Annotated in this window: 29 protein-coding genes; 16 read left to right on the top strand and 13 right to left on the bottom strand. The window is 67.1% G+C overall.

Annotated elements, in window-relative coordinates:
* Positions 1–46 precede the first annotated feature (46 nt).
* The 14 genes from AB0T83_RS00575 to AB0T83_RS00510 all read left to right on the top strand — a co-directional run bounded on the left by AB0T83_RS00575 (position 47) and on the right by AB0T83_RS00510 (position 12,807).
* Positions 47–703, top strand: a complete 657-nt coding sequence (locus tag AB0T83_RS00575; RefSeq protein WP_366190660.1) for an ABC transporter ATP-binding protein — start codon at positions 47–49, stop codon at positions 701–703.
* Complete coding sequence (locus tag AB0T83_RS00570; protein WP_366190658.1) at positions 700–3,117, top strand: FtsX-like permease family protein; 2,418 nt, start codon at positions 700–702, stop codon at positions 3,115–3,117. The genes AB0T83_RS00575 and AB0T83_RS00570 overlap by 4 nt, the downstream gene beginning before the upstream one ends.
* A gap of 202 nt (positions 3,118–3,319) precedes the next feature.
* Positions 3,320–4,306: a lipocalin-like domain-containing protein gene (locus AB0T83_RS00565; protein ID WP_366190656.1), complete on the top strand. Its 987-nt coding sequence runs from the start codon at positions 3,320–3,322 to the stop codon at positions 4,304–4,306.
* A complete protein-coding gene (locus AB0T83_RS00560) occupies positions 4,299–4,856 on the top strand; it encodes a pyridoxamine 5'-phosphate oxidase family protein (protein ID WP_366190654.1) in 558 nt (185 codons plus the stop codon). Before AB0T83_RS00565 ends, AB0T83_RS00560 begins: the two co-directional genes overlap by 8 nt.
* A 92-nt stretch (positions 4,857–4,948) precedes the next feature.
* Positions 4,949–5,953, top strand: coding sequence for an ester cyclase (locus AB0T83_RS00555; protein WP_366190652.1), 1,005 nt, complete (start codon positions 4,949–4,951; stop codon positions 5,951–5,953).
* Positions 5,954–6,024: 71 nt separating this feature from the next.
* Positions 6,025–6,387: an MmcQ/YjbR family DNA-binding protein gene (locus AB0T83_RS00550; protein ID WP_366190650.1), complete on the top strand. Its 363-nt coding sequence runs from the start codon at positions 6,025–6,027 to the stop codon at positions 6,385–6,387.
* Positions 6,388–6,585: 198 nt separating this feature from the next.
* Complete coding sequence (locus tag AB0T83_RS00545) at positions 6,586–7,350, top strand: SDR family NAD(P)-dependent oxidoreductase (protein WP_366190649.1); 765 nt, start codon at positions 6,586–6,588, stop codon at positions 7,348–7,350.
* Positions 7,347–8,249 (top strand): 2-dehydro-3-deoxygalactonokinase, encoded by a 903-nt coding sequence (locus tag AB0T83_RS00540; protein ID WP_366190647.1) that lies wholly within the window; start codon positions 7,347–7,349, stop codon positions 8,247–8,249. The genes AB0T83_RS00545 and AB0T83_RS00540 overlap by 4 nt, the downstream gene beginning before the upstream one ends.
* The gene (locus AB0T83_RS00535; RefSeq protein WP_366190646.1) at positions 8,246–8,854 is read left to right on the top strand and encodes a 2-dehydro-3-deoxy-6-phosphogalactonate aldolase; all 609 of its coding nucleotides are present in this window, start codon (positions 8,246–8,248) and stop codon (positions 8,852–8,854) included. Before AB0T83_RS00540 ends, AB0T83_RS00535 begins: the two co-directional genes overlap by 4 nt.
* Before the next feature lie 27 nt (positions 8,855–8,881).
* Positions 8,882–9,898: an aldose epimerase family protein gene (locus AB0T83_RS00530; RefSeq protein ID WP_366190645.1), complete on the top strand. Its 1,017-nt coding sequence runs from the start codon at positions 8,882–8,884 to the stop codon at positions 9,896–9,898.
* A gap of 204 nt (positions 9,899–10,102) precedes the next feature.
* On the top strand, positions 10,103–10,600 hold the full coding sequence (locus AB0T83_RS00525) for an ureidoglycolate lyase (RefSeq protein ID WP_366190643.1): 498 nt from the start codon (positions 10,103–10,105) through the stop codon (positions 10,598–10,600).
* 20 nt (positions 10,601–10,620) lie between these two features.
* On the top strand, positions 10,621–11,226 hold the full coding sequence (locus AB0T83_RS00520) for a flavin reductase family protein (protein ID WP_366190641.1): 606 nt from the start codon (positions 10,621–10,623) through the stop codon (positions 11,224–11,226).
* Between the two features lie 71 nt (positions 11,227–11,297).
* Positions 11,298–12,176, top strand: coding sequence for an S-methyl-5'-thioadenosine phosphorylase (locus tag AB0T83_RS00515; protein WP_366190639.1), 879 nt, complete (start codon positions 11,298–11,300; stop codon positions 12,174–12,176).
* Positions 12,177–12,273: 97 nt separating this feature from the next.
* Complete coding sequence (locus AB0T83_RS00510; RefSeq protein WP_366190637.1) at positions 12,274–12,807, top strand: adenine phosphoribosyltransferase; 534 nt, start codon at positions 12,274–12,276, stop codon at positions 12,805–12,807.
* Between the two features lie 18 nt (positions 12,808–12,825).
* Here AB0T83_RS00510 and AB0T83_RS00505 read toward each other — a convergent pair whose 3' ends face one another.
* The 13 genes from AB0T83_RS00505 to coxB all read right to left on the bottom strand — a co-directional run bounded on the left by AB0T83_RS00505 (position 12,826) and on the right by coxB (position 23,571).
* Entirely contained in the window at positions 12,826–13,551 is a 726-nt protein-coding gene (locus AB0T83_RS00505; protein WP_366190635.1) for a hypothetical protein, read from the bottom strand.
* Between the two features lie 15 nt (positions 13,552–13,566).
* Complete coding sequence (locus AB0T83_RS00500) at positions 13,567–13,692, bottom strand: hypothetical protein (protein ID WP_366190633.1); 126 nt, start codon at positions 13,690–13,692, stop codon at positions 13,567–13,569.
* Positions 13,693–13,814: 122 nt separating this feature from the next.
* Positions 13,815–15,236 (bottom strand): FAD-binding oxidoreductase, encoded by a 1,422-nt coding sequence (locus tag AB0T83_RS00495; RefSeq protein ID WP_366190631.1) that lies wholly within the window; start codon positions 15,234–15,236, stop codon positions 13,815–13,817.
* Positions 15,229–16,062 (bottom strand): MBL fold metallo-hydrolase, encoded by an 834-nt coding sequence (locus AB0T83_RS00490; RefSeq protein ID WP_366190629.1) that lies wholly within the window; start codon positions 16,060–16,062, stop codon positions 15,229–15,231. The genes AB0T83_RS00495 and AB0T83_RS00490 overlap by 8 nt, the downstream gene beginning before the upstream one ends.
* Before the next feature lie 52 nt (positions 16,063–16,114).
* Positions 16,115–16,702, bottom strand: a complete 588-nt coding sequence (locus AB0T83_RS00485) for a GNAT family N-acetyltransferase (protein WP_435891127.1) — start codon at positions 16,700–16,702, stop codon at positions 16,115–16,117.
* Positions 16,699–17,961, bottom strand: a complete 1,263-nt coding sequence (locus AB0T83_RS00480) for a M16 family metallopeptidase (protein WP_366190628.1) — start codon at positions 17,959–17,961, stop codon at positions 16,699–16,701. Before AB0T83_RS00480 ends, AB0T83_RS00485 begins: the two co-directional genes overlap by 4 nt.
* On the bottom strand, positions 17,958–19,349 hold the full coding sequence (gene thrC, locus AB0T83_RS00475) for a threonine synthase (protein ID WP_366190626.1): 1,392 nt from the start codon (positions 19,347–19,349) through the stop codon (positions 17,958–17,960). The genes AB0T83_RS00480 and thrC overlap by 4 nt, the downstream gene beginning before the upstream one ends.
* A 3-nt stretch (positions 19,350–19,352) precedes the next feature.
* Positions 19,353–20,030 (bottom strand): SURF1 family protein, encoded by a 678-nt coding sequence (locus tag AB0T83_RS00470; RefSeq protein WP_366190624.1) that lies wholly within the window; start codon positions 20,028–20,030, stop codon positions 19,353–19,355.
* Between the two features lie 84 nt (positions 20,031–20,114).
* A complete protein-coding gene (locus tag AB0T83_RS00465; RefSeq protein ID WP_366190622.1) occupies positions 20,115–20,915 on the bottom strand; it encodes a cytochrome c oxidase subunit 3 in 801 nt (266 codons plus the stop codon).
* Positions 20,916–20,944: 29 nt separating this feature from the next.
* Positions 20,945–21,523: a cytochrome c oxidase assembly protein gene (locus AB0T83_RS00460; protein ID WP_366190620.1), complete on the bottom strand. Its 579-nt coding sequence runs from the start codon at positions 21,521–21,523 to the stop codon at positions 20,945–20,947.
* Complete coding sequence (locus AB0T83_RS00455) at positions 21,520–21,708, bottom strand: cytochrome c oxidase system small membrane protein (protein WP_366190618.1); 189 nt, start codon at positions 21,706–21,708, stop codon at positions 21,520–21,522. The genes AB0T83_RS00460 and AB0T83_RS00455 overlap by 4 nt, the downstream gene beginning before the upstream one ends.
* A complete protein-coding gene (cyoE, locus tag AB0T83_RS00450) occupies positions 21,708–22,649 on the bottom strand; it encodes a heme o synthase (protein ID WP_366190617.1) in 942 nt (313 codons plus the stop codon). Before cyoE ends, AB0T83_RS00455 begins: the two co-directional genes overlap by 1 nt.
* A 61-nt stretch (positions 22,650–22,710) precedes the next feature.
* A complete protein-coding gene (gene coxB, locus AB0T83_RS00445; RefSeq protein ID WP_366190615.1) occupies positions 22,711–23,571 on the bottom strand; it encodes a cytochrome c oxidase subunit II in 861 nt (286 codons plus the stop codon).
* Positions 23,572–23,747: 176 nt separating this feature from the next.
* On the opposite strand from coxB, the gene AB0T83_RS00440 reads away from it, so the two are divergent.
* Positions 23,748–25,169 carry a TldD/PmbA family protein gene (locus AB0T83_RS00440; RefSeq protein WP_366190613.1) on the top strand — a complete coding sequence of 474 codons (1,422 nt, stop codon included), beginning with the start codon at positions 23,748–23,750 and terminating at the stop codon, positions 25,167–25,169.
* 152 nt (positions 25,170–25,321) lie between these two features.
* Positions 25,322–26,479 (top strand): DNA-processing protein DprA, encoded by a 1,158-nt coding sequence (dprA, locus tag AB0T83_RS00435; RefSeq protein WP_366190611.1) that lies wholly within the window; start codon positions 25,322–25,324, stop codon positions 26,477–26,479.
* Positions 26,480–26,486 lie beyond the last annotated feature (7 nt).

Raw genomic sequence — 26,486 nt, 5'->3', positions numbered from 1 at the left:
CTAGGTTCCATGTGCCACGACGGCTTTAGCAGGACATTGCCCCGCCATGCTTCTCGACATCCGCGACTTGCGCAAATCCTTCCCCGGCGATCCCGACCCGGTGACCGTGCTGGACGGCGTGTCGCTGGCGCTGGACACGGGCGAGACGCTGGCCCTGACCGGTGAAAGCGGCAGCGGGAAAAGTACCCTGCTGACCCTGATCGCGGGGCTGGACCGGCCCGATGCCGGGCAGGTGCGGATCAATGGCACCGAGATCACCACCCTGCGCGACCGCGCCCTGGCCGCCCTGCGCCGCGACACGGTGGGGCTGGTGTTCCAGCAGTTCAACCTGATCCCCTCACTCACCTGTGGCCAGAACCTGAGCTTTCATGCCCGTCTGGCGGGCCGCGAAGACCGCGACTGGCAGGACCGGATCGCCGCGCGGCTGGGGCTGGCCCCGCTGCTGGATCGCTACCCCGAGCAACTGTCGGGTGGCCAGCAACAGCGCGTCGCCATCGGCCGGACCCTCGCGGCGCGCCCGGCGCTGATCCTCGCCGATGAACCCACCGGCAATCTGGACGAGGACAGCAGCGAGGCGGTGCTGCAACTGTTTCTGGACCTGTCGCGCGACAGCGGCGCCGCGCTGCTGATGGTCACCCATTCGCAGGCGCTGGCGGCGCGGCTGATCCGGCGCGCACACCTGAGCCACGGGACAATCGGATGACCGGCGGGCGGGCGGGTTTGCTGGCGCTGCTGTCGCATTGGCGGCGGCATCCGGGGCAAGCCCTGACGCTGCTTCTGGGTCTGGCGCTGGCCACCGCGCTCTGGACCGGGGTGCAGGCGATCAATGCCGAGGCGCGCGCCAGCTATGACCGCGCCGCCGCGATGCTGGGCCAGCAGGACCGCCCGGTCTGGACCCGCAGCGATGGGGCACCGGTGCGCCTGGACACCTATGTGACGCTGCGCAGGGCGGGCTATCCGCTGGCCCCGGTGATCGAAGGCACGGCCCGGATCGGCGGCCAGACGGTGACGCTTCTGGGCCTCGATCCGCTCTCCGCCACGGTCCTGCCAGAGGCCGACGCCCAGAACACCGACGGCACCGAGGGTCTGGCCGCCTTCATCGGCCCGCCCGGCCAGTTCTTCGGCGCGCCCGAGACGCTGGCCCGTCTGGATCAGACCGTCGCGCAAGCGCTGTTGCCCGCGTCCGACCTCGCCCCCGGTCTTCTGGTGGGCGACATCGGCACCGTGGCTCGCCTACTGGATCAGCCCGACACCCTGTCGCGTATGGTCGAGGTCACCGCCCCGCCCGCTCATCTGCCGCCGCTGACCGATCTGGCGCCACAGCTGACCCGCAGTCAGCCCGACCGCCGTGCCGAAATCGCCGGGCTGACCGGCGCCTTCCACCTGAACCTGACGGCCTTCGGATTGCTCAGCTTCACCGTGGGCCTGTTCATCGCCCATGGCGCCGTCGGTCTGGCCTTTGAGCAGCGGCGCCCCATGGTGCGCACCCTGCGTGCGCTGGGGCTGTCCGCGCGCACCCTGATCGTTCTGATGGCCGCCGAACTGACGCTGTTTGCCGTGGTCGCCGGATCCCTCGGGGTGATCCTGGGCTACCTGATCGCCGCCGCTTTGCTGCCGGATGTGGCGGCCACCCTGCGGGGGCTTTACGGCGCGCCCGCCAGCGGCACGCTCAGCCTGCGGCCGGGCTGGATCGCCGCCGGGTTCGCCATGGCCGGGCTGGGCACCGCCATCGCCGCCACCCAAAGCCTGACGCGCCTGTTGCGCCTGCCGATCCTGACCAGTGCCCAGCCCCGCGCCTGGCGGCTGGCGTCGACCCGCGCCCTGCGGCGGCAGGCCGTGCTGGCTGCGGGCCTCATCGCCGTGGCTGGCGGGCTGGCAGCGTTTGGCGGCGGGCTTGCAACCGGCTTCGCGCTGCTGGGCGCACTGCTGTTGGGGGCCGCCTTTCTGCTGCCCCCGCTGCTTGCCACAGCGCTGGCCCGCGCGGGCAGTGCCGCCCGCCGGCCGCTGGCGCAATGGTTCTGGGCCGACAGCCGCCAGCAACTGCCGGGCCTGTCGCTGGCCCTGATGGCCCTGCTGCTGGCGCTGGCGGCCAACATCGGCGTCTCGACCATGGTTGGCAGCTTCCGGCTGGCCTTCACCGACTGGCTGAACCAGCGGCTGGTGGCCGAAGTCTATGTCAACACCGGCACGCCCGAGATGGCCGCGCGCCTGCGCCCGGTGCTGGACAGCGCCGCGCAAGAGGTCCTGCCGCGGGTGTTCCACGACACAAGGATCAACGACCGTCCCGGCGCCGTGCAGGCCCTTGGCTCCGCGCACACATGGCGTCAGAACTGGCCCCTGCTCGACACCACACCCGAGGCCTGGGAGGGTCTCGCGGCAGGCACCGGCGCCTTCATCAACGAGCAATTGCACTACCGGCAGCAGGTGGCCCTGGGCGACGTGGTGCGGATCGCGGGCACGCCCTACACGGTGCTGGGGATCTATCCCGACTACGGCAACCCGTCTGCCGAGGCGCTGATCGGGCTGTCCGCGTTCCAACGCCAGTTTCCCGAGGTGCCGGTCATCCGCTTCGCACTGCGGATGCCCCCCGAAGACGTGCCGGCCTTCTCGGCCCGCCTACGCAGCGAATTCGATCTTCCGGCGGCGCAGATCCTTGACCAATCCGCGCTCACGACCTCCGGCCACGCGGTCTTCGAACGCACCTTCGCGATCACCCGCGCCCTGAACCTGCTCACGCTCGGCGTGGCCGCGCTGGCCATGCTGACCAGCCTTCTGACCCTGTCGGCACTGCGCCTGCCGCAGGTCGCACCGGTCTGGGCCCTTGGCCTGCAACGCCGGCACATCGGCGCGCTGGAGCTGTTGCGCAGCGCCCTGCTCGCCACCATGACCGCCGTCCTCGCGATCCCGGTCGGGCTGTGCCTGGCCTGGGTGCTGCTGGCCGTGGTCAACGTCGGCGCCTTCGGCTGGCGCCTGCCCATGACGATCTTTCCCGGCGACTGGGCCAGGCTGACGGCGCTGGCCATCCTCGCCGCCATCGCAGCCGCCGCCTACCCGGCCCGGCGGCTCGCCACCCAACCGCCGGCGGACCTCATGAAGGGATTTTTCAGTGACCGCTGACCGGCCGCACATACGCACAGCCACCGGACCCCGAGCCGCCCGCCACCGGCCGCCGTGCCGCCCTCCCTTCGGCACGGGCTTTCACTTTTTCTTGTCAGAAATACTCACTGTCACACCGCGCGCCATCCGCGCGTTCCTTTGTGCATGTCTGACCCTCGTCCCCTTCGCCCCTCTGCCCGCCGCCGCGCAGGGGTTCGCCGGCATGGGCAGTGACGCCGACGGCTTCCTTCTGCCCGCCCCCGGCGTGGCCCTCTCCTTCCCGCGCGACCATGGCGCCCATCCCGGCTTTCGCATCGAATGGTGGTACGTGACGGCCAATCTCGAGGACGCCGGGGGCCGGGCCATCGGGGCGCAATGGACGCTGTTTCGCGCCTCCCTGTCGCCGGATCCGGGGGAAGGCTGGTCGTCCTCGCAGATCTGGTTCGCGCACGCCGGTCTGACCGAGGCCGACCGCCACTTCACCGCCCAACGATTCGCACGCGGCGGGATCGGCCAGGCCGGGGTCACCGCCCGGCCGTTTCACGCCTGGATCAACGACTGGGCCATGACCGGCGCGGACGACAGCGCAGATGCGCTGGACAGCCTGCAGATGCAGGCACGCGGCGAGGCCTTCGCCTATGACCTGGCGCTGACCGCCGAAGGTCCGCTGGTGCCCCATGGCGAGGGTGGATTCTCCGTCAAATCGCCGCGTGGACAGGCGAGCTATTATTACTCGCAGCCACATTACCGCGTCACCGGCACCCTCGATCTGCCCGAGGGCCCCGTCAACGTGACCGGCACCGCCTGGCTGGATCGGGAATGGTCCTCGCAGCCTCTGGCGCCGTCACAAACCGGCTGGGACTGGTTCTCGCTGCATCTGGAGGATGGCAGCAAGCTGATGGTCTACCGCCTGCGCGATGCCGACGCGGCGGATTTCGTGCCCGCCACGCACATCCTGCCCGACGGCACGGCGCGGCACATCCCCGACGGGGCGATCACGCTGACCCCCGAGGGCACGGCGCAGGTCGCCGGGCGCGAGATCCCGGTGCGCTGGCGCATCCAGTGGCCGGACAAGGGCTATGACCTGCACACCGCGCCACTGAACCCGCAAAGCTGGATGGACACCAATGTGCCCTATTGGGAGGGGCCGGTGACGGTGCGCGGCAGCCACTCCGGACAGGGCTATCTTGAGATGACCGGCTATGAGTGACCCTTGGACCGACCTCGACGCCTTTCACCGTTGGTTCTGGCAAAAGCTGGAAGACGGGCCGTCGGCCCGCGATACCCCGGCCCGGCTTTTGGCGCTGGCCACGACATCAGCGGAGGGGGCCGCCGCGCGCATGGTGGTGCTTCGGGCGGTCGATGCGCCCGCGCGCGTTCTGGAGGTTCACACAGACCTCAGGTCCGCGAAGGTGGCCGAGATCCGCACCGATCCTCGCGCGACGCTGCTGTTGTGGGATCCGTCCGATCAGCTTCAGGTGCGCCTGAGTTGTCAGGTCACCGTCGCCGCGGGCGCCGAGGTCACGCGGGTCTGGACCCGCCTTCCGCCCCAGGTGCGGCGGGTCTACGGTGGTGCCGCTGCCTCGGGAACGCCCCTGCCCGCGCCCGAGCGCCTGCGCCCGCCCGCCGGGCCCGACCGGTTCGCCGTCCTGCGCTGCCAGGTGACCAGCATCGACGCCCTGCACCTGGGGCGCGACCTTCATGCCCGTGCCCGCTGGCGCGACCGCGACGGCTGGGAAGGACAGTGGATCGCCCCCTGAAGGCCACCGGGTTTCAGGGAACATTAACCTCGCGGCGTTTAGTTCAAATGCGTGCTGATTTTTCCTGTCCTGATGCGAGCCTGTTGTTCCCCATGTCTGCACCTGTTGCCCGCCTGACCCGCCCCGCTGCCCCACCGCCTTTCGCTTGGCTGTCGGCCTATGCCAGCCGCACCGATGTGACCCTGGCGGATGCAGCCTTCCACCCCCACTCCGTGATCCGCCTGCCCGACCGGGTGCTGCGCGGTCCGCAGGCGGTGATGGCCGATGCCATGGCGCTGCGGGCGACGCTGACCGGCTGCGCGGTTCTGGGCGAGGACGCGATTTCTGTCGATACCCGTGCCGGCCCCGGTGCCGAATCCGGCGGCAGGGCCGTGGCCACGCGCGCCACTCTTCAGGCCAGCCATGGTGGTGCCGGTGTCTGGGGTGCCGCCACGGGCAGGCCGGTGCAGATGCGGGTGCTGGCCGAATGCTGGCAGACCGAAGACGGGATCCGCGATGCCTGGATGATCCGCGACACCGCGGCCCTGTTGCGCCAGATCGGGGCGGGCGATCCGCGCGGCTGGCTAGAGGCGCAGCTGCTGGCAGCCCCCGCCGGCCTGCCCGCGCCCCTGACCCCGGAAACCGACCCGGAACCCGCCTATGGCGACCGCGGCCCTGCCGGGCCAGAGGCGGACGGGCTGGCCGAAATCCTGGACCGGGTGCTGGGCGGAGAGATGTCCTGCATCTCCGACCACTATGCCGAGGGCTGCGACGCCACTTATCCCGGCGGACGCCCGGCGATTGGCCGGGACAACGTCGAAGGCTTCTGGACCGGGTTGCGCAGCGCCTTTCCATCGGCCAGTTTCCGCATCGATCACCGCATGGGCCATGCCCCGGCCCGGGGTGCGGCCACGGCGGCGGTGCGATGGTCGCTCTATGGGCGTCACGACGGGTTCGGACGCTTCGGCGCGCCCAGCGGTGCCTATGCCTATGTCATGGGGCTGACGCAGGTGGAATTCGGGCCAGACGGGGTGCGGCGCGAATGGACGCTGATCGACGACATTGCGATCTGGACCCAGCTTCTGGCCCCGCGCCCCGAGGCCCGGGAAACCGGCTGACCCGGTCAGGGGCGGCGGTTTGCGTTCGTGTCCGTGCTGTGAAACGCTGGTATCATCATTGTGGACGCGCCATGACCGACAGCTTTCGCCAAACCGTCAATGCCATTTGCGCCGGATTTCCGGGCGCGGAATGCTCGGATCCCTGGGGCGGAGGTCACGACGCGTGGAAAGTCGGGGACAAGATGTTCGCCTGCCTAGGTGCGGTCGACCCCGGCGTTTCGGTAAAATGCGCCGATGTTGAAACCGCCGCCATGCTGATCGAAGCGGGCGTCGGGACGCGTGCGCCCTATTTCCACAAAAGCTGGGTGCGCCTGCCCGAGGACTGCCCGCCGGACGAGTTGCGCCACCGGATCACCCTGTCCTACGACCTGATCCGCGCCCGCCTGTCCAAGCGCGTGCAGAAGGACCTGCCGCCGCGAACCAGCAGCGGTTGACCGCGACATCGCCCCTGCAAGCCATCCTGATTGTCACGCTGGATACTAGCGCTAACAAAAACCCGCCTCGGCGGCTGGACGTACCGGGTTCGGGCCTCTATCACATCCCTATGTACGACCTGAAACCGCATTTCCCTGTCCGGACCGCGCATTTGGCCCGCGGCAATGGGGATGCGACATGATCAGGGCCGGGATCGCATGAGCACGACATTCGACGACATTCGCGGCGCCTCGGTGTTCCTGACCGGCGGTGGCTCGGGCATCGGCGCGGCGCTGACCGACGGCTTTCTGGCGCAGGGCGCCAGGGTGTTCTTCGTACAACGTTCGGACGCCTCGGACTTCTGCGCCGCGATGGAAGCCAAGCACGGCATCCGCCCCGGCTTCGCCGCCTGCGACGTCACCGATACCGCGCGCCTGAAGACCTGCATGGACAGGGCCGCAGCCGAAAACGGCCCGATCACGGTGCTGGTCAACAACGCCGCCAACGACCTGCGCCACAAGGCGCTGGAAGTGGACGAAGCCTTCTGGGACCGGACCCAGGCCATCAACCTGAAATCCTATTTCTTCGCCTGCCAGCATGTGCTGCCGGGGATGATTGCCGCGGGCGGCGGAGCCATCGTGAACATGTCCTCGACCAGCTACATGATGGGGGCCGCAGGCTTTGTGGGCTATGCCACCGCCAATGGCGCGATCACCGCGATGACGCGGTCGCTGGCCCGCGAATTCGGCCCGCAGGGCGTGCGGGTCAATGCGCTGGCGCCGGGCTGGGTCTTTACCGAGAAACAGCTGGAGATGTGGGCCGATGAAGCCAGCGTCGCAGCACATCTGAAACGGCAGTGCCTGCCACACCCACTGGAGCCTCAAGACATGATAGAGCCCGTGCTTTTCCTGGCCTCCTCGGCCAGCCGTGCGATGACCGGACAATGCATGGCGGTGGACGCCGGCGTGGTGGTCAGCGGATGAGCCCGATCGACTGGATCGCCGCTGACTGGGGCACCTCGCACCTGCGGGCCTGGGCCATGGCCGGAACCGACGTCGTCGCCGAAGCCAAATCGATCAAGGGCATGGGCAAGCTGGCCCGCGATGAGTTCGAACCAGCGCTGCTGGAGTTGGTTGAACCGTGGCTCGGCGCGGCCTCGATGCAGGTCATCGCCTGCGGCATGGTCGGTGCGCGGCAGGGCTGGATCGAAGCGCCCTATGCCACGGTGCCCTGTCTGCCGGTGGCCGCCGCCCCGATGAAAGCCCCGGTCACCGACCCGCGCCTTGACGTGCGCATCGTCGCCGGATTGCGGCAGGACAATCCCGCCGACGTGATGCGCGGCGAGGAAACCCAGATCGCCGGGTTCGTGGCGCTGAACCCCAACTTCGACGGGGTGATCTGCCTGCCCGGCACGCATACCAAATGGGCCCATGTCTCGGCCGGCGAAGTGGTCAGCTTCCAGACCTTCATGACCGGAGAGATGTTCTCGCTTCTGGGCACGGCTTCGGTCCTGCGCCATTCGGTGGGCAGCGACGGCTGGGACAACGAGGCTTTCGCCGAGGCGCTGGACGAGGCCCAGTCGCGCCCCGAACGCATGGCCGCCCGGCTGTTCGGCCTGCGCGCCGAGGCACTGCTGCACGACCAGCGCCCCGAAACCGCCCGCGCCCGCCTGTCGGGCTATCTGATCGGCGCGGAACTGGCCGCCGCGCGCCCCTATTGGCTGGGCCAGCAGGTCGCCGTGATCGGGGCCCAGGCCATCGCCGCCCCCTATCTGGCCGGGCTGACGCAGCAGGGGCTAGCCCCGATCCAGGCCGCCGCCGACCCCATGACCCGCGCCGGCCTGATGGCCGCGCGCAAACTTGCATCGGAGACCCCCACATGAGCCGCCCCCTGATTGCCATCCTGCGCGGAATCACCCCGCCCGAAGCCCTGTCCGTCACCGAGGCGCTGATCGCCGCCGGGATCGACCGGATCGAGGTGCCGCTGAACTCGCCCGACGCGCTGACCAGCATCGGCGCGATGGCCGACCGCTTCGGCGCGCAGGCGCAGATCGGCGCCGGCACGGTGCTGGACACCGCCGCCGTGCATGCAGTGCGCGATGCCGGGGGCCGGATGATCGTGTCGCCGAACTGCGACCCGGTCGTGATTGCCGAAAGCAAGGCGCTGGGGATGGACAGCTATCCCGGCGTGTTCACCGCCACCGAGTGTTTCGCGGCCCTGAAGGCTGGCGCCGACGGGCTGAAGATCTTCCCGGCCTTCAAACTGGGCACGGACGGCCTGGCGGCCCTGCGCGCGGTGCTGCCCGCCGATGCCCCGGTGTTCGCCGTGGGCGGCGTCGGCCCGGCCGAATTCGCCACCTGGCGGGCCGCGGGTGCGGATGGGTTCGGCATCGGCACCGGGCTTTACAAACCCGGCCGCAGCGCCGCCGATGTGGCCGCCCTGGCCGCCGAACTGGTCGATGCCTGGGACGGCACCGCCCGCGCCTGAGGCCCGCATCCGGGCAGGAGACCCATGATGACCCCGACAGCCCCCGGCGTCGCCCCGTTCGGCACGCATTCCAGCGGCGAGACCGTTCAGAAGATCACCATGAGCGATGGCACTCTGGGCGTGGCGATCCTGACCCTCGGCGCCATCGTGCAGGATGTGCGGCTGGCCGGGGTCCCCCACAGCCTGACCATCGGCACCGAGGATCTGGCGGCCTATGAGGGCCCCATGGCCAGCGCCGGCGGGTTGATCGGGCCGGTGGTCAACCGGATCTCGGAGGGCGTCGCCGACCTGGACGGACAGGCTTACCGGTTCGAACGCAATCAGGATGGCCAGCACACCTGCCATGCGGGCACGGCGGGTACCCATCGCAAGATCTGGACCGTTGCGGAGCGGTCCGAAACCCACGTCGCGCTGACCCTGACCCTGCCCGACGGCGACGGCGGGTTTCCCGGCAACCGGACGGTCACGGCACGCTATGCGCTGACGGAACCCGGAACGCTGGAGATGCAGGTCACCATGACCACTGATGCCCCCACCTGGGTCAACTTCGCCAACCACAGCTACTGGAATCTGGACGGGACCGCGACCTATGCAGGGCACCGCCTGACCATCGACGCGGCGCGTTATTGTGTTCCCGGCCCCGGCGACCTTGCCACCGGAGAAGTGCGGTCGGTCGCGAGCACGCCCTATGATTTCCGGCAGGAGCGCACCCTGGCACCGGGGCGCGATGCCAAACTGGATCTGAACTTCTGCCTGTCCGACGCGCGCCGCGCGCCGCAAAGGGTTCTGACCCTGACCGGTGGAACCAGCGTGCGGCTGGAGTTGGAAACCACCGAACCCGGCGTTCAGATCTATGACGCCAATGGCATCCAAACCGGGGGGGCTGTGGGACATCACGGCGAGGCCTACGCGGCCTATTGCGCGCTGGCCATCGAAGCCCAGGGTTGGCCCGACGCGCCAAGCCACGCGGCCTTTCCCTCGACGGTGCTGCGTCCCGGCGAGACCTATGCGCAAATAACGCGGTGGCGGTTCGCGCAGACCTGAGCGCGGGGCATCTGGCTGCCGAAAGGGTTTGAGTATTTTTGACAAGAAAAAGGGCTGGGGTCTGCCCCTTTGTCGCATTGCGGCGTCTGGGTCCGCACCGGGTTGCCGCAAGGGCTTGCGCCTGTGGGTTCCCCGACGCAAGGTTTTCCTCATGCGATCACTTTTGTTCATATCGGGGACGGCGGGATACAGCGGGCCGGGCCGGTGAGCGGGCCGCACCGGATCACCGCCGAACCGCTGACGCGGGGCGGGTTTGCGCGCTACGGCGATGTGCTGAAGGCCAGCGGGGCACCGGATCGATGGATCAACCGGGGTCTCTGTGGCCGCTACCACGATCTGGCGCTTCTGGACTTCGGCGCGGAGGGGCGCGCCGGGATCAGCCTGTTCAAGGCGGTGCCGCGCAACATGCCCTACGCGCTGGACCTGGTAGAGCGGCATCCCGAGGGCAGCCAGGCGTTCCTGCCCATGTCACCGGATCCGTTTCTGGTGACCGTGGCCGAGGATGGCCCGAACGGGCCTGAGGGGGTTCGCGCCTTCCTGACCGAACCGGGACAGGGGGTGAATTTCCATCGCGGTGTCTGGCACGGAGTGCTGACGCCGCTGTCCGGGCCGGGACTGTTCGCGGTGGTCGACCGCATCGGGCCCGGCCGCAACCTGGAAGAGGTGTCGCTGAACCCGCGGGTTCTGGTGACACGCGGCTAGCGCGCGCGAGAGGCACACAGATGTTCTATATCCCCGCTGACGGCCATGGGCTGCCGCACAACCCGTTCAACGCCATCGTGACGCCGCGCCCCATCGCCTGGGTGTCGACGCGCGACGGCACGGGCCAGGACAATCTTGCGCCTTATTCCTTCTTCAACGCGGTGGCCTATGTCCCGCCCCAGATCATGTTCGCCTCGACCTCGGAAAAACCCGACCGGGACGGCACCAAGGACAGCGTCGGCAACATCCGCGACACCGGGGTGTTCTGCGTCAATATCGTGGAATACGCGATGCGTGGCGTGATGAACGCCAGTTCAGCGGCGCTGGCGCGCGGGGAGGATGAATTCTTTGTGGCGGGGGTGGAAAAAGCGGCCTGCGCCACCATCGATTGTCCACGCGTCGCCGAAGCACCCGCCAGCCTGGAGTGCCGCCTGATCCAGATCCTGCAACTGCCCGGCAAGGCCAATTTCACCGTCTTCGGCGAGGTCACGGGCGTGCATCTGCGCGACGATTGCCTCGTCGACGGACGTTTCGATGTGACCCGCTATACACCGCTGGCACGGATGGGCTATCGCGACTATGCCGCCATCGGCGCGGTTTTCGAACTGGCCCGCCCCGACGACTGAGGCGCGGTGATTGCCCGCACCCGGCCCCGGTGCCATAGTTCGCCCCAAACAGTCAGAAGGAACCCGTCAGGATGAGTGAAACGGTAATCGGTGTGATCGGCGGCTCGGGCGTCTACGAGATCGACGGGCTGGAGGACGCGCGCTGGCAAGCGGTGGACAGCCCCTGGGGGACACCCTCGGACCAGATCCTGACCGGCAGACTGGACGGGGTGAAGATGGCCTTCCTGCCGCGTCACGGGCGCGGCCATGTGCATTCGCCGTCCACCGTGCCCTACCGCGCCAATATCGATGCGCTGAAGCGGCTGGGGGTCACCGACGTGATCTCGGTCTCGGCCTGCGGCTCGTTCCGCGAGGAGATGGCACCGGGGGATTTCGTCATTGTCGACCAGTTCATCGATCGCACCTTCGCGCGCGAAAAGTCCTTCTTCGGCACCGGCTGCGTGGCCCATGTCTCGGTCGCCCATCCCACTTGCCTGCGGCTGGGCGCAGCCTGCGCCACGGCAGCCGAGGCGCAGGGCGTGACCGTGCACCGGGGCGGCACCTATCTGGCCATGGAGGGGCCGCAGTTCTCGACCTTGGCCGAAAGCCGGATGTACCGCGAGGCCTGGGGCTGCGACGTGATCGGCATGACCAACATGCCCGAGGCCAAGCTCGCCCGCGAGGCCGAGCTGTGTTACGCCTCGGTGGCGATGATCACCGATTTCGACAGCTGGCACCCCGATCATGGCGCCGTGGAAATCACCGAGATCATCGCCACCCTGACCGGCAATTCCCAGAAGGCCCGCAACCTTGTGGCCGCCCTGCCCGGCCTGCTGGGCGCGGAGCGTGCGCCCTGCCCACATGGCTGCGACCGGGCGCTGGATTTCGCGGTGATGACCGCGCCGGACAAGCGCGACCCGGCGCTGCTGGCCAAGCTGGACGCGGTGGCGGGCCGGGTGCTGGGCGCATGAGGCCTGCGACCTTGCCAACGGTTGGCGCAGGGGGTGCGCCCCCTTATCCCGTCCGGGGTGCTGTTGCCTGGGCGCCGATGAAGCTGAGGATTTGGCGATGACCGCGACCGTGCAAGACTACATCCGCACCATTCCCGACTTCCCGCATGAAGGGATCATGTTTCGCGACGTGACCACCCTGTTCGGCCATCCGCGCGGCTTTCGCATGGCGGTCGATCAGTTGCTGTCGCCCTATGCCGGCCAGCAGATCGACCTGGTGGTGGGTCTGGAAGCGCGCGGTTTCATCCTGGGCGGTGCGGTGGCGCATCAGCTTTCGGCCGGGTTCGTGCCTGTGCGCAAGAAGGGCAAGTTGCCAGCCGCAACCCTGTCCGAGGATTATACGCTGGAATACGGCAGCGCCACGGTCGAGATCCACGATGATGCCATCGCCGCGGGCCAGTCCGTGCTGATCGTCGATGATCTTCTGGCCACCGGCGGCACTGCCGAGGCCGGGATCAAGCTGGTGGAACGGCTGGGCGGCAACATCATCGGCTGCGCCTTCGTGGTGGACCTTCCCGACCTGGGCGGCCGCGCCCGGCTTGAGCAGATGGGCATGCCGGTGCATGCCCTGTGCAGCTACGCCGGCGACTGAGCGCCGGCGGCGGGTGGCCTAGGCGCCCTCGTCCCCCGACGTCACAGCCGGGCCCCGTGCAACTTCGGGTTTGACGATCCTAAGCGACTTGCGGAAGGCCACATCCCAAGGGATCGACGTGGCTTGCGGACAGGTTTTGGACGCGTTCTGAACAGCGGCCCCGCTTTTCGAGCTACCGTATTTCTCGAAGGTCACATCCGGGATCCAGATCTGCAAGCTGTCGAACCGATAGGCACTGAACACGCTGTTGCCCGTGGGTATGAGCGAGCTGCGGACCATGCAGATCAGGTAGCGGGCATTCATCCGCTGAACCATTTTCTTCTCGCAGGCGGCATTGGTGCCAATCGGGGCGTCCTCCAGAAGCTTAGTGAACTCGCCGGCGAACTTCATCCGGTGGTGAATGACAGCACCGGTATCGATGTCCTGACCGCCAGACCCGATTTTCGCCAGTTCGACGATGAAAGGAATGGCCTCTCCGATCGAGTTGGTGAACTCGGCCGCGATTTTCTGGCGCACGACGAAGTCTTCCTGAAGCTCCAGCGCGCAGATTTTTTCCTCGATCAACCCGTCAGGCGACACCGCGTAGATATCCCCGCCTTGCACGCCGGGATGGGCACGGGCGCCACCCAGTTCATAGAAACTAGTAATGTCGTCGATGGTGACGGCGGTGGCCTTGTTCAAGCCGAATGCGATGACAATGGCCAGAACCAGCGCCCCGCCGATTTGCAGGATGCGTTTCAGCATGGGATCGCTCCTTCGCTATCTCGGGCAGCAGACGTTGCCACAGGGCTTGTGGGTGCCGGGGCAATTGACCTGAGCCTGCGCGGGCGGTGAAATCTTCACCAGTGCGAAACTCAGCAGGATAATGGTCACGGCAACTTTCATGATTTTTTCCTCCCATATTGGGGAGAATTTTAACATGAGGAGACGACGCTGCCGAGTATGGTTTCCCCTAGGGAAACGCAGGCGCCCATGTGGAAAACCCGAACGTCGGCCGGGTTGGCGCGCTATTCCGCCGCCAGAACCGCGCCCGGGTTCATGATGCCGCGCGGGTCCAGCGCCCGCTTGATCGCCCGCAGGGCCGCCAGCCGCGCCGAGTCTCCATAGCGTTGCAGATCCTCCACTTTCAGACGCCCGATGCCATGTTCGGCACTGACCGAGCCGTCGCATTCGTGCACCAGATCATGGACCGCGCGCATGATGGCGCCCTTGCGGTCGTCGAATTCGCCGCGCGCGTGGCCCTTGGGCGGGAACACGTTGTAATGCAGGTTGCCGTCGCCCAGATGGCCGAAGCAGTTGACCCGGAACGGTCCCAGCCCCGCGATGACCTTGTTGCCCCGTGCGATGAAATCGGGCAGCGCCGAAAGCGGCACCGACACGTCGTGCGACGAGATCGCGCCGATCTTCTTGTTGGCCTCGGGGATGCTTTCGCGCAGGGTCCAGAACTCGGCCCGCTGGCCGTCGGACAGGGCGATACGGCCATCGCTGACCAGATCGCGCTCGAAGGCGGCCTCGAAGATCGTGGCCAGCGCCTCTTCGGGATCGCCGGGGCCGGTGAAGCCAAGCTCGACCAGCACCGACCATTCGGGCGGCACGTCGAAAGGCTGGCGCACCTGCGGCATGGTTTCGGTCAGAAAATCCAACCCTTCATGGGACATCAGTTCGAAGGCGCTGATCGACTCGCCCACTTCGGCGCGGGCCAGGGCCAGCACCTTCAGCGCGGCCAGCGGATCGGGCACCGCGAAGATCGCCGTGGCCTCGGCGCGGGGCCGCGGAAACAGCCGCAGCGAGGCCGCGGTGATGACCCCCAGCGTGCCTTCCGATCCGATCAGGAGGTTGCGCAGGTCATAGCCGGTGTTGTCCTTGCGCAGCGCCTTCAGCCCGTGCCAGATCGACCCGTCCGGCAGCACCGCCTCAAGCCCCAGACACAGGTCGCGGGCATTGCCATAGCGCAGCACGTTCACCCCGCCCGCATTGGTGGCCAGATTGCCGCCGATCCGGCAGGACCCCTGCGCGGCAAGGCTGAGGGGGAACAGCAGGCCGGCGTCGCGCGCCGCGTCCTGAACGTCCTGCAGGATTGCGCCTGCCTCGGCCACCAGCACGCCCGAGGGTACGTCCAGAGACCGGATCGCCGTCATCCGTTCCAGCGAGAGCAGCAGCGGCGCCGGGCCATCGGCCATCACCTGCCCGCCAACCAGACCGGTGCCGCCACCATAGGGCACCACAGGCACCGACAGGTCAGAGGCCGCGCGCACCACCTCGGCCACGCCCTCGACCGTGTCGGGCGCGACCACCGCGCAGGCATGGCCGGTGTACAGGCCGCGGGGTTCTTCCAGATAGGCGGGGCCCAGCGGACGGAAGGCCGCCTTTGGCAGTGTCCGGTTCAACCTGTCCAGCAGTTGCCGGGCTGCGGGGGAAATGTCAGTCATCGTCACTCAAATACGCCGGTTGCAGGACCATGACGGTAGGCCTTCGCGGCAGGCTGCGCAACGAGACTTCCAGCTCGGGCCCGCCCACCCGTTCGATGTCGAAGACCCCCGACATGCCGGACAGGAACACCGACAGGGTGCCGTCGCCGAACCAATGCATCGGGATCACGATCGACGCCCGCAGCCGCGTCAGCACCTCGATCATGCGGGGCAGATCCAGCGTCATGCCGCCATCCACCGGCGCCATCACCACGTCCAGCCGTCCCAGTGCCGCGAATTGTTCGTCGGTGGGTACGTGATGCAGATGGCCAAGATGGCCGATGCACAGGCCCGCGACTTCGAACACGAAGATGGAATTGCCGTCCTCGCCGCTTTCCACCCCGCCCGACCACGACCGGATGTCAGTGGACACCGAGCGGACCAGCATCTCGCCCAGATCCAGATGATGATCGGCCGGCCCGCCATCAGGGTTCCAGCCCGGCAGGACATGCGGAATGCGCGGATCGGGCAGCGCCGTCCAATGGGAACTGTGGGCGCGGTTCATGGTCGCCACATCGGGCACGAAATCGGTGCTGCCCAGAAAGCCGGTATAGTCGGTGACCGCCGTCACCCCGCCCTGCGCCCGGATCAGGAAACTGGCGTGCGCAACATAGCGCAGGCGCACCGTGTAGTCGGGCAGCGGATCGGTAAAGGCCGCGCGATGCAGGTAGACCCCGCCCGGCAGGTTCTGCACCAGCGAGATGCAATGGCTGGGGCGGCGATCCTGCGCCTGCAGCGGGTTGGCGAGCAACAGGATCAGGACAAGGGCGAGACGGATCAGGGGCATGGCGGCGACCTCCGGGCTGTTCGAGCCAAGGGTAGCACGAATAGCCCTGACGTCACGTCGCCGAGGAGCGCCCCCGCCGGTCGCCGCGCAGATTGGCGTAGAGCACATGGTTGCGCCAGCGCCCGTTGATCTGCAGATAGCTTTGCGCGACGCCCTCGTACTTGAAGCCAGAAACCTCCAGCACCCGGCGCGAGGCGGCGTTTTCCGGCAGGCAGGCGGCTTCGATCCGGCTCAGGTCCATCTGGGTGAAAGCGTGATGGGTGACGGCGCGGATCGCCTCGCGCATGTAGCCCTGTCTGGCGAATCTCTCGGCGATCCAGTAGCCCAGCGTGCCGGCCTGCGCCGGGCCACGGCGGATGTTGTCCAGGGTTAGCGCGCCCAGAAGCGCGCCGCTGTCACGCTCGGTCAGGAACAGCGGCAGCGCGGTGCCGTTCGAAATGCTGCGCTGCACCCAGTGGATGCGGTTGGAAAAGCCGCGCTTGGTCAGATGGTCGGCGGACCAGGTCGGCTCCCAAGGTTTCAGGTAGGCGGCGCTTTGGCGGCGCAACTCGCACCATTCGACGAAATCGGCCATCGCCGGAGGCCGCAGACGCATCCGTTCGGATTCGATCTGAACCTGACGCCGCGCCAGCCGGATCATGCGGCCAGCCGGGCCCTGAGATCATCCAGGCGCGGCGCGTTGCCCACCGGGCCGTACAGCGCCTGCGCCACCGGGGCCTGCGACACCAGGCGGCTGCCATAGTCGCGCAGCTTGTCGGCATTGACCCCGTCGATCAGGGCGACGGTTTCCTCAAGATCGGGCACCCGGTCCCAGATCGACACCAGCCGTGCCAGCCGTTCGGCGCGCGACGACGGGCTTTCCAGCCCCATCAGCAGGCCGGCCTTCATCTGGGCGCGGGCGCGGTTGACCTCGTCCGGGCGCAGCCCGTCGGCGGCCTTGCGCAATTCGTCGATGGTCAGTTCGGCCAATGCGCCCACGTCGCCTTCGCTGGTGCCCGCATAGATCGTGGTCATGCCGGTGTCGGCATAGGCCGAGGCCTGCGCGAAGATCGAATAGCACAGCCCGCGTTTCTCGCGCACTTCCTGGAACAGCCGCGAGGACATGCCGCCGCCAAGCGCCGTGGCAAAGACCTGCGCGGTATAGATCTCATCCTCGCGATAACTGGGGCCTTCCAGCGCCAGGGTGAAATGCACCTGTTCCAGCGCCTTGTCCTGTCGTTTCTCGCCATAGGCGAATCGGGCCGGTTCGGGGGTGCCGGACAGGACCGGCGACAGATGGCCGAACAGGCGTTCGGCTTCGCGCACGATCGCGTCGTGGTCCACCGCCCCGGCCGCCGACAGGATCATCTGCCCCGGCCCGTAACGTTCGCCCACGAAGCCAAACAGATCCTCGCGCGAGAAGCCTTCCACATGGGAGGTTTCGCCAAGGATCGTGCGGCCCAGCGGCTGGTCGGGATAGGCGGCTTCCTGAAGCCAGTCGAAAACGATGTCGTCGGGGGTGTCCAGTGCCTGCCCGATCTCCTGCAGGATGACGCCGCGCTCGACCTCGATCTCGGCGGGATCGAACACCGGGTTCAGCACGATGTCCGAAATCACGTCCAGCGCCAGCATCACGTCTTCTTCAAGGATGCGGGCGTAATAGGCGGTCATCTCGCGCGAGGTATAGGCGTTGATGTAGCCGCCCACATCCTCGATCGCCTCGGCGATCTGCAGCGGGCTGCGGGTCCTGGTGCCCTTGAACGCCATGTGTTCGAGGAAATGCGCGATGCCATTCTGTTCGGGGCGCTCGTGGCGGCCGCCGGCGGCGATCCACAGCCCCAGAGAGGCCGACTTCAGCCCCGGCATCCGTTCGGTGACGATACGAAGCCCGTTGGGCAAACGATGGATCTGGACAGTCACGCGGAAATCTTCTCCTCAATCAAGGCTTCAAGCGCGGCCAGATCATTGGCACAATCGGTCACGCGTTCCGGACGCTCATACAGGTCCGCCATGCGCTTGGGAAGTGCCGGGCTGACGCCGCAGGCGGCCTCGACCGCCGCCGGAAATTTCGCCGGATGCGCGGTGGCCAGGGTGATCATCGGCACCCCCGGCTGCAGCGCCTCTTCGGCCACTTTCACGCCCACCGCGCTGTGCGGACACAGCACCTCGCCGGTGTGGGCAAAGCTGCGGGCGATGGTGGCGGTGGTTTCGTCTTCCGAGGCGCGGCCGCTGTCGAAATGCTCGCGCAGGAACTCCAGCGCGCCCTGGCTGACGCGGAATGCGCCGCCCTGCCCCAGATCGGCCATTTGCTGGGCCACGGCCTCGCCATCGCGGCCATAGGCATCGAACAGCACCCGTTCGAAATTCGACGACACCTGGATGTCCATCGACGGGCTGATCGAGGGCACCACGGCTTCCTTGGTGTAGGCGCCGGATTGCAGCGTGCGGTGCAGGATGTCGTTCTGGTTGGTGGCAATCACCAGCCGGTCGATGGGCAGGCCCATCTTCTGCGCCACAAAGCCCGCGAAGATATCGCCGAAATTGCCGGTGGGCACGGTGAAGCTGACCTTGCGGTGCGGCGCGCCCAGCGAGGTCGCCGACGAGAAGTAATAGACGACCTGCGCCAGCACCCGCGCCCAGTTGATCGAGTTCACCCCGGCCAGTTTCACCCGGTCGCGGAAGTCGAAATCGTTGAACATGTCCTTCACGCGGGCCTGGCAATCGTCGAAATCGCCCTCGACGGCGATGGCATGGACGTTGCTTTCCGACGGCGTGGTCATCTGGCGGCGCTGCACCTCGGACACGCGGCCTTGCGGGAACAGGATCACCACGTCGACCGCATCCAGCCCCCGGAACGCCTCGATGGCGGCCGAGCCGGTGTCGCCCGACGTCGCGCCGATGATCGTCACCCGCTCGCCCCGGCGGCCAAGGGCCACTTCGAACAACTGGCCGATCATCTGCATGGCGAAATCCTTGAAGGCCAGCGTCGGACCGTGGAACAGCTCCAGCAGGAAATGGTCGGGGCCAAGCTGCACCAGCGGCGCGCGGGCGTCATGGCCGAAGCCGTCGTAGGCTTTCGCGATGATCTGGCGGAACTCGTCGTCGGTGAAGCTTTCGCCCAGATAGGGTTTCATCACCCGGAAGGCGATTTCCTCATACGGCTGGCCGGCCATCGCCGCGATCTCGTCAGCGGTGAAGGTCGGGATGGTTTCGGGGACGTACAGACCGCCGTCGCGCGCCAGCCCGGTCAGCATGGCCTCTTCGAAGCTGAGGATCGGGGCCTTCCCCCGGGTAGAGACATACTGCATCGGTCAGTCCTTCTTGGTGCGGCGGCGCTGGCTGGTCACGAAAAACGCGGTCATGGCGATCCAGACGGCGGCCAGCAGGAACCAGGTTATGGCGTATTGCAAGTGGTTGTTGGGGATGCCGGTGGCGGTCACCGGCAAGGGGGTCACGGCAACCGGGTCTTCATCGCTGGTGCGGCTGACCAGCAACACCGGTTCGGTGTTCAGATGGGCGGCCATGGTGGCGATCTCGCGGGCGAACCACATGCTGCCGGGGATGTCCGGGTCGGGGGTGAAGCCGTCGATCTCATCGGGCCAGTGCAGGTTGCCGGTGATCGTGGCGGTGACCGCCGGGCGCAGCCGGTCGCGGTCGGTCAGGCGGATGAAGCCGCGATCCAGCAGGATCCGGCGGCCCCCGGTCTCGAACGGCGCGATGACGCGGAACCCAGGCCCCACCAGTTTCATCGAGGATTGCACGAGGATCTCGTCCGGGCCGATCACGCCGGTGGCGGTCACCGGCAGATACTTGTCGCGGGTTTCCTCGGGCTGCGCAGGCAGCGCCACCGGGGCGGCCCCGATGCGCGCCTCGATCTCGGCCAGCACCCCCTGCTTCCAGCCCAGCCGCTGCACCTGCCAGACGCCCAGCCCGACCAGCACGGCAGCGCCGGCCAGGCCGAAGATCAGGGGCAGGATCAGTCGTCGCATCGGGCAAACTCCGGGACCGGGAAACGGGACGGGGCGCGAACCCACCGGCCCGCGCCCCGCTTTAGGCGAATGTCACGAGGGGGTTCAACCGCCCCAGATGTAGACTGCGGCGAACAGGAACAGCCAGACCACATCGACGAAGTGCCAGTACCAGGCAGCGGCTTCGAAACCGACATGGTTTTCCGGGGTGAAATGGCCGCGATAGACGCGCATCAGGCAGACGAACAGGAAGATCGTGCCGATGATGACGTGCATCCCGTGGAAGCCGGTCGCCATGAAGAAGTTGGCGCCATAGATGTTGCCCGAGAAGCCGAAGGCCGCGTGGCTGTATTCGTAGATCTGGAACACCGTGAACAGCGCGCCCAGCACAATGGCCAGGATCAGGCCCGACTTGATGTCCTTGCGGTTGTCTTCATGCACCAGCGCGTGGTGCGCCCAGGTGGCGGCACAGCCCGAGCACAGCAGGATCAGCGTGTTGATCAGCGGCAGGTGCCAGGGGTCGAAGGTCTCGATCCCCGCCGGCGGCCAGACGCCGTCGATCGCCGGGCTGTCGGGGCCCATCGGGTACAGCGCGTGCTTGAAGAAGCTCCAGAACCATGCCGCGAAGAACATCACTTCGGACATGATGAACAGAATGAAGCCGTAGCGCAGGCCGATGCGCACCACCGGGGTGTGATCGCCGACACCGTTCTCGGTCACGGTGTCCGACCACCAGCCGAACATGGTGTACAGCACGGTGACGAAGCCGATCAGGAACAGCCAGGGGCCCATGCCGTGCATCCACAGCACCGCGCCCGTCAGCATCATGAAGGCACCGGCTGCGGCCACGAACGGCCAGATCGAAGGTTGCAGAATGTGGTAGTCGTGGTTCTTTTCGTGGGCCATTTTGAACTCTGTCTTTCCGGTCCGGGTCTTCAATTGACGGTTGACGAGGCGGGGCCGTCAAGACGCGCCTGCACGTCCTCGGGCAAATCGGTTTCGTAGAAGGTATAGGAAAGCGTGATGGTGTGAACGTATTTCGCGTCCCGATCCGTCACGATGTCCGGGTCGACGTAGAAGGTGACGGGCATTTGCACCCGCTCGCCCGGCTCCAGCACCTGCATTTCGAAGCAGAAGCAGTCGATCTTGGTGAAGAAGCCGCCCGCCGCATAAGGCGCGACATTGTACGAGGCCGTGCCCGCGACCGGGCGGTCGGTAGGATTATAGGCCTCGTAGAAAGCCAGACCGGTTTCGCCGATCTTCAGGGTCATCTCGCGGGCCACGGGCTTGAACTCCCACGGCATGTCGCGTTCCTTTGAGGCGTCGAACCGCACGGTGATGGTCCGGTCCAGCACCGCATCGGCCCCGGTCTCGGCCACGCCGGTGGTGCCGCCAAAGCCGGTGACCCGGCAGAACCAGTCGTAGAAGGGCACCGAGGCCCAGGCCAGGCTGCCCATCAGGACCACCACGCCCACGGTCAGGGCGACGGTCTTTTGCGTGCCTTGCAGGCTCATTTCCCGGTCTCCGGCACCAGTTCGGAGCGCGGCGCATGGTCAAAGGCCTGCATCCCTCCGCCACCACCGATCTTGGCCAGCGTCAGGCCGAAGACCACCGCAACGAAGGCCAGCAGCGTCAGGCCAAGGCCCAGATTGCGTCCGCGACGGCGGGTGTGCAGTTCATGTTCCCTGCCCAAAGCCATCAGAACACCTCCCATCCGGCGCGGGCCAGGGTGGCATCCACCAGCAGGGCGCCGAAATGCGCGAAAAGATAGTAGAGCGACAGGCGGAAGAAGGATTTCTCGACCTTGTAGCTGTCAGCCTCGGCCTGCGCTTCGGTCCGGCGCGCGATGCCGATGGCGCCCTTGACGAAGGCGGCATTCATCACCAGCGCGGTGGCCAGATACACCGGCCCGCCAATCGAGGTGAGCGCCAGCCCCAGTGCCACCGGCACCAGCAGCACGGTATAAACCAGAATGTGGCGGCGCGTGGCCGGGCGGCCATGGGTCACCGTCAGCATCGGCACCCCGGCATCCTTGTAGTCGGACTTCATGAACAGCGCGAGCGCCCAGAAATGCGGCGGCGTCCACATGAAGATCAGCGCGAACATCAGCACGCTTTCGACGGCGATCCCGCCGGTGGCTGCAGCCCAGCCGATCATCGGCGGGAAAGCCCCTGCGGCACCGCCGATGACGATGTTCTGCGGGGTCCAGCGTTTCAGCCACATGGTGTAGATGACCACGTAGAAGAAGATGGTGAAGGCCAGGAACAGGCCGGCGAACGGGTTGGCGGCCAGCCCCAGCATCACCACCGAGATCCCCGACAGCGCCAGACCAACGGCCAGTGCCTCGTCCTCGCGCACCTTGCCCGACGGGATCGGGCGGTTGCGGGTCCGGCGCATCACGCGGTCGATGTCGGCATCCCACCACATGTTCAGCGCGCCCGAGGCACCGCCGCCCAAGGCAATGAACAGGATCGCGGTGAAGGCGACCATCGGGTGCATCTGCCCCGGCGCCACCACCAGACCCACGAACGCCGTGAACACCACCAGGGTCATCACCCGGGGCTTCAACAGCGCCACATAGTCGCCAAAACCGGCTTCGCCGGTCTGGGTGGAGGACAGAGAGGTCGTCGCGTCGGTCATTCAGGTCTCCGATACCTGCCCGGACCGCTGCCCGGACAGACCGTTGAAGTCAGGGGTCGGCTCAGCGCGCGGCCACGTTGTAGGTCGCGGGCAGGCCTGCGAATTCTTCCTTCGCGCCTTCCAGCCAGGCGGTATAGGCCTCTTCGCTGACAGCCTTGACGGTGATCGGCATATAGGCGTGATCCTTGCCGCAAAGCTCGGAACACTGGCCGAAGTAGACGCCTTCCTTCTCGACCGAGAACCACAGTTCGGCCAGACGACCCGGAACCGCGTCCTGCTTGACGCCGAAAGCGGGCATCGCCCACGAGTGGATCACGTCGGCACCGGTGACCTGCATGACGATGGTCTTGCCGACCGGAACCACCACGGCGGTGTCGGTGGCCAGCAGATACTCATCCTCGGCATAGCCGTATTCGGCCAGATCTTCCTTCGCCAGCAGCAGCGAATCGAATCCGAACCCGTCATCGACGTATTCATAACCCCAGTACCACTGGTAGCCGGTGACCTTGATGGTGATGTCGGCTTCCGGAATTTCCTGCTGTTTGAACAGGATCGGCAGCGAGAAGGCGCCGATGAAGACCAGAATCAGGATCGGCACGATGGTCCAGGCCACTTCCAGCGGCGAATTGTGGGTAAAGCCCGCCGGTTCGGGGTTGGATTTCGAATTGTAGCGCACCATCACATAGACCAGCAGCGCGGTCACGAAGATCACGATGGCGGTGATGATGATCAGCAAAAACCCGTCCAGCCATTGCAGTTCGCGGGCCAGTTCCGTCGCGGCGTCCTGAAATCCGATCCCGCCCGGCGCCGGTTTCCCGATCGTCGGCAGATCGCCCAGAACGTCCTGCGCCTGCGCGGCCGTGGCGCCAAACGCGGCGAAGGCACCAGAAATAAAGCCAAATTTTGGCAAAGAGTTAAGCATGTTCTCTTCCTGTTGATTTCGCACAGAGAGGCTGTTCATGATCGCCCGGCCCTCCCTGCCGCAATCACCCATTGCTGTGACGCATCCAAAAACCATATTTGCATACAGCGAACAAGTCTCGGGCAGTGCGTCATTTCCGACATCTTGATCGGGATCAAATACAGGAATGCTCAGATATGAAAACCGGAAATTTTGAACCCTTCGGACTGCTGCTGGACCAGGATGCCGCCCTGCGGCATGTGCAGGCGGCCACGCGCGGCGCCGATGATGGCGAGTTGTTCCTTGAACGCAGCCGGTCCGAAGTGCTGAGCTTCGACGACGGTCGGCTGCGCACCGCAAGTTACGATGCCTCGGAAGGGTTTGGCCTGCGCGCCGTGCAGGGCGAAACCGCCGCCTATGCCCATTCCACCGAGATCTCGGAAGCCGCGCTTGCGCGCGCGGTCGACACCGCGCGGCTGGCCATCGGCGCGGGCGGCGGCACGCTGGCCGATGGCCCCGCACGCACCAACAGGCGGCTCTATACCGATGCCGATCCGCTGACCGAAACCGGCTTTGCCGCCAAACTGGCCACCCTGCGCGAGATCGACGCCTATGCCCGCGATGCCGATCCGCGCGTGGTTCAGGTCTCCGCCACCCTCGCCGCCAGCCTGCAGGAGGTGGTGATCCTGCGCCCCGACGGCGCGCTGCTGAGCGACACCCGCCCGATGACCCGGCTCAGCGTCTCGGTCATTCTGGAAGACAACGGTCGGCGCGAAACCGGCAGCCATGGCGCCGGGGGCCGCAGCGCGCTGGCGCTGCTGACGGAACCGGCCCATTGGCAGGGCGCCATCGACGAGGCGCTGCGCATCGCCCGCGTGAACCTGTCTGCCGAACCTGCGCCCGCGGGCATCATGGATGTGGTGCTGGGACCGGGCTGGCCCGGGATCCTGCTGCACGAGGCCATCGGCCACGGTCTGGAAGGCGATTTCAACCGCAAGAAAAGCTCGGCCTTCGCCGGGCTGATGGGCCAGCGCATCGCCGCCCCCGGCGTGACAGTCGTCGATGACGGCACCCTGCCCGACCGCCGCGGCTCGATCAGCTTCGATGACGAGGGCACGCCCTCGTCGTGCACCGTGCTGATCGAGGATGGCATTCTTGTGGGCCTGATGCAGGATCGCCAGAATGCCCGGCTGATGGGCGTCGCCCCCACCGGCAACGGTCGCCGCCAAAGCCACGCCTGCCCGCCGATGCCGCGCATGACCAACACGATCATGGAGGCCGGAGACGCCGCCCCTGCCGACATTCTGGCCTGTCTGAAAGATGGCATCTATGCGGTGGGCTTCGGTGGCGGCCAGGTGGACATCACCAACGGCAAGTTCGTGTTTTCCTGCACCGAAGCCTATCGCGTGCAGGACGGCAAGGTCGGGGCGCCGGTCAAGGGTGCCACGCTGATCGGCGATGGTGCCACGGCCCTGAAACAGATCCGGGCGATCGGCAACGATCTGCAACTGGATCCCGGCATCGGCACCTGTGGCAAGGCCGGGCAATGGGTGCCCGTGGGCGTCGGTCAGCCGACCGTGCACATCGGCGGTTTGACCGTGGGCGGCTCGGCCGCCTGAGGGTGGCGGGGCGCGCCGGGTCGGGTTTTCCTGACCCAGCTTTCGGCTCCGATGGTCAGTAAGCCCATTTAGATCTGTATTTTCGCGGCTTTCTTCACCCCACGTTAACTCTGCGGCCCCATGTATGAACGTACCCCTTGGGTGGAGCCGCGATGACGCAAGAGCTGTTTTCTTCCACAACCACACCCCTCACCCCACCAAAGTTGGAAGAAGACAGGTTGTCGTGGCTCCGCCTTTTTCGATCCCGGGGGGTCGGGGTGCACACTTTCTTTCGCCTCATGCAGGAACATGGCTCTGCCCAGCAGGTGCTGGACCGGCTGCCGGACCTTGCCGCCAAGGCCGGGGTGCGCAAGTACCAGCCAGCCTCGGACGCGCTGGTGCGCGCCGAATACCGCGACGGGGCCCGCATGGGCGCGCGCCTGATCTGCTTTGGCGAAGACGACTATCCGCAAACCCTGTCCGTTATCCCGGACCCGCCCCCGGTGATCTGGGTCAAGGGCCGCTGCGAGCTGTTCCGCGACCCGATGGTCGCCATCGTCGGCGCCCGCAACGCCTCCTCGCTGGGGGAGCGGATGGCGCGCAAACTGGCGCTGGACCTTGGCGCGCACGGGTTCGCCGTGGTCTCTGGCCTGGCGCGCGGGATCGACACCGCCGCGCATGAGGCCGCGCTGGAAACCGGCACCATCGCCGTTCTAGGCGGCGGGCTGGACGTCGCCTATCCGCGCGAAAACCAACGCCTGCAGGATCGCATCGCCAAAGCCGGGCTTCTGGTATCGGAACAACCCATCGGCACCACGCCGCAGTCGCGGCATTTCCCCCGGCGCAACCGGATCATTACCGGCTTGTCGCTGGGCACCATCGTGGTCGAGGCCGCCGCGCGGTCGGGCAGCCTGCTGAGCGCGCGCAATGCCGCCGATCAGGGGCGCGAGGTGATGGCGGTGCCGGGCCACCCGATGGACGGGCGCGCCTCGGGCTGTAACATGCTGTTGCGCGATGGCGCCGCACTGGTCCGATCTGCCGAAGATGTGATCGAAGCCCTGGAAGGCTGCACGCCCGCCGCCAACACGCCGGTGGCGCCCCGGCCCGTGCAGGACGCCTTGCCGCTGCCCGGTCCCGACGCCGAGCCGCGACCGATCCTTCACGACGTTCAGTCGGCTCTGCTGAACCGCCTTGGCCCAGTTCCCACCGCCGAGGATCAACTGGTGCGTGACCTGAACCTGGCCCCCGGTGCCCTTGCGGGCGCGGTGCTGGACCTGGAAATTGCCGGCAAGATCCAGCGTCACGCCGGGGGCCTGATCTCGCGCTGTTGAGGGTCGG

The sequence above is a fragment of the Meridianimarinicoccus marinus genome (assembly GCF_040689105.1).
Classification (GTDB): Bacteria; Pseudomonadota; Alphaproteobacteria; order Rhodobacterales; family Rhodobacteraceae; genus Meridianimarinicoccus; species Meridianimarinicoccus marinus.
This window is presented reverse-complemented; position numbering and strand designations above follow the sequence as displayed.

Excerpts from the sequence above, each read along its gene's own strand:
- AB0T83_RS00575 (WP_366190660.1), top strand. The coding sequence starts at position 47 with ATGCTTCTCGACATCCGCGACTTGCGCAAATCCTTCCCCGGCGATCCC.
- AB0T83_RS00570 (WP_366190658.1), top strand. The coding sequence starts at position 700 with ATGACCGGCGGGCGGGCGGGTTTGCTGGCGCTGCTGTCGCATTGGCGG.
- AB0T83_RS00565 (WP_366190656.1), top strand. The coding sequence starts at position 3,320 with ATGGGCAGTGACGCCGACGGCTTCCTTCTGCCCGCCCCCGGCGTGGCC.
- AB0T83_RS00560 (WP_366190654.1), top strand. The coding sequence starts at position 4,299 with ATGAGTGACCCTTGGACCGACCTCGACGCCTTTCACCGTTGGTTCTGG.
- AB0T83_RS00555 (WP_366190652.1), top strand. The coding sequence starts at position 4,949 with ATGTCTGCACCTGTTGCCCGCCTGACCCGCCCCGCTGCCCCACCGCCT.
- AB0T83_RS00550 (WP_366190650.1), top strand. The coding sequence starts at position 6,025 with ATGACCGACAGCTTTCGCCAAACCGTCAATGCCATTTGCGCCGGATTT.
- AB0T83_RS00545 (WP_366190649.1), top strand. The coding sequence starts at position 6,586 with ATGAGCACGACATTCGACGACATTCGCGGCGCCTCGGTGTTCCTGACC.
- AB0T83_RS00540 (WP_366190647.1), top strand. The coding sequence starts at position 7,347 with ATGAGCCCGATCGACTGGATCGCCGCTGACTGGGGCACCTCGCACCTG.
- AB0T83_RS00535 (WP_366190646.1), top strand. The coding sequence starts at position 8,246 with ATGAGCCGCCCCCTGATTGCCATCCTGCGCGGAATCACCCCGCCCGAA.
- AB0T83_RS00530 (WP_366190645.1), top strand. The coding sequence starts at position 8,882 with ATGACCCCGACAGCCCCCGGCGTCGCCCCGTTCGGCACGCATTCCAGC.
- AB0T83_RS00520 (WP_366190641.1), top strand. The coding sequence starts at position 10,621 with ATGTTCTATATCCCCGCTGACGGCCATGGGCTGCCGCACAACCCGTTC.
- AB0T83_RS00515 (WP_366190639.1), top strand. The coding sequence starts at position 11,298 with ATGAGTGAAACGGTAATCGGTGTGATCGGCGGCTCGGGCGTCTACGAG.
- AB0T83_RS00510 (WP_366190637.1), top strand. The coding sequence starts at position 12,274 with ATGACCGCGACCGTGCAAGACTACATCCGCACCATTCCCGACTTCCCG.
- AB0T83_RS00505 (WP_366190635.1), bottom strand. The coding sequence starts at position 13,551 with ATGCTGAAACGCATCCTGCAAATCGGCGGGGCGCTGGTTCTGGCCATT.
- AB0T83_RS00500 (WP_366190633.1), bottom strand. The coding sequence starts at position 13,692 with ATGAAAGTTGCCGTGACCATTATCCTGCTGAGTTTCGCACTGGTGAAG.
- AB0T83_RS00495 (WP_366190631.1), bottom strand. The coding sequence starts at position 15,236 with ATGACTGACATTTCCCCCGCAGCCCGGCAACTGCTGGACAGGTTGAAC.
- AB0T83_RS00490 (WP_366190629.1), bottom strand. The coding sequence starts at position 16,062 with ATGCCCCTGATCCGTCTCGCCCTTGTCCTGATCCTGTTGCTCGCCAAC.
- AB0T83_RS00485 (WP_435891127.1), bottom strand. The coding sequence starts at position 16,702 with ATGATCCGGCTGGCGCGGCGTCAGGTTCAGATCGAATCCGAACGGATG.
- thrC (WP_366190626.1), bottom strand. The coding sequence starts at position 19,349 with ATGCAGTATGTCTCTACCCGGGGGAAGGCCCCGATCCTCAGCTTCGAA.
- AB0T83_RS00470 (WP_366190624.1), bottom strand. The coding sequence starts at position 20,030 with ATGCGACGACTGATCCTGCCCCTGATCTTCGGCCTGGCCGGCGCTGCC.
- AB0T83_RS00465 (WP_366190622.1), bottom strand. The coding sequence starts at position 20,915 with ATGGCCCACGAAAAGAACCACGACTACCACATTCTGCAACCTTCGATC.
- AB0T83_RS00460 (WP_366190620.1), bottom strand. The coding sequence starts at position 21,523 with ATGAGCCTGCAAGGCACGCAAAAGACCGTCGCCCTGACCGTGGGCGTG.
- AB0T83_RS00455 (WP_366190618.1), bottom strand. The coding sequence starts at position 21,708 with ATGGCTTTGGGCAGGGAACATGAACTGCACACCCGCCGTCGCGGACGC.
- cyoE (WP_366190617.1), bottom strand. The coding sequence starts at position 22,649 with ATGACCGACGCGACGACCTCTCTGTCCTCCACCCAGACCGGCGAAGCC.
- coxB (WP_366190615.1), bottom strand. The coding sequence starts at position 23,571 with ATGCTTAACTCTTTGCCAAAATTTGGCTTTATTTCTGGTGCCTTCGCC.
- AB0T83_RS00440 (WP_366190613.1), top strand. The coding sequence starts at position 23,748 with ATGAAAACCGGAAATTTTGAACCCTTCGGACTGCTGCTGGACCAGGAT.
- dprA (WP_366190611.1), top strand. The coding sequence starts at position 25,322 with ATGACGCAAGAGCTGTTTTCTTCCACAACCACACCCCTCACCCCACCA.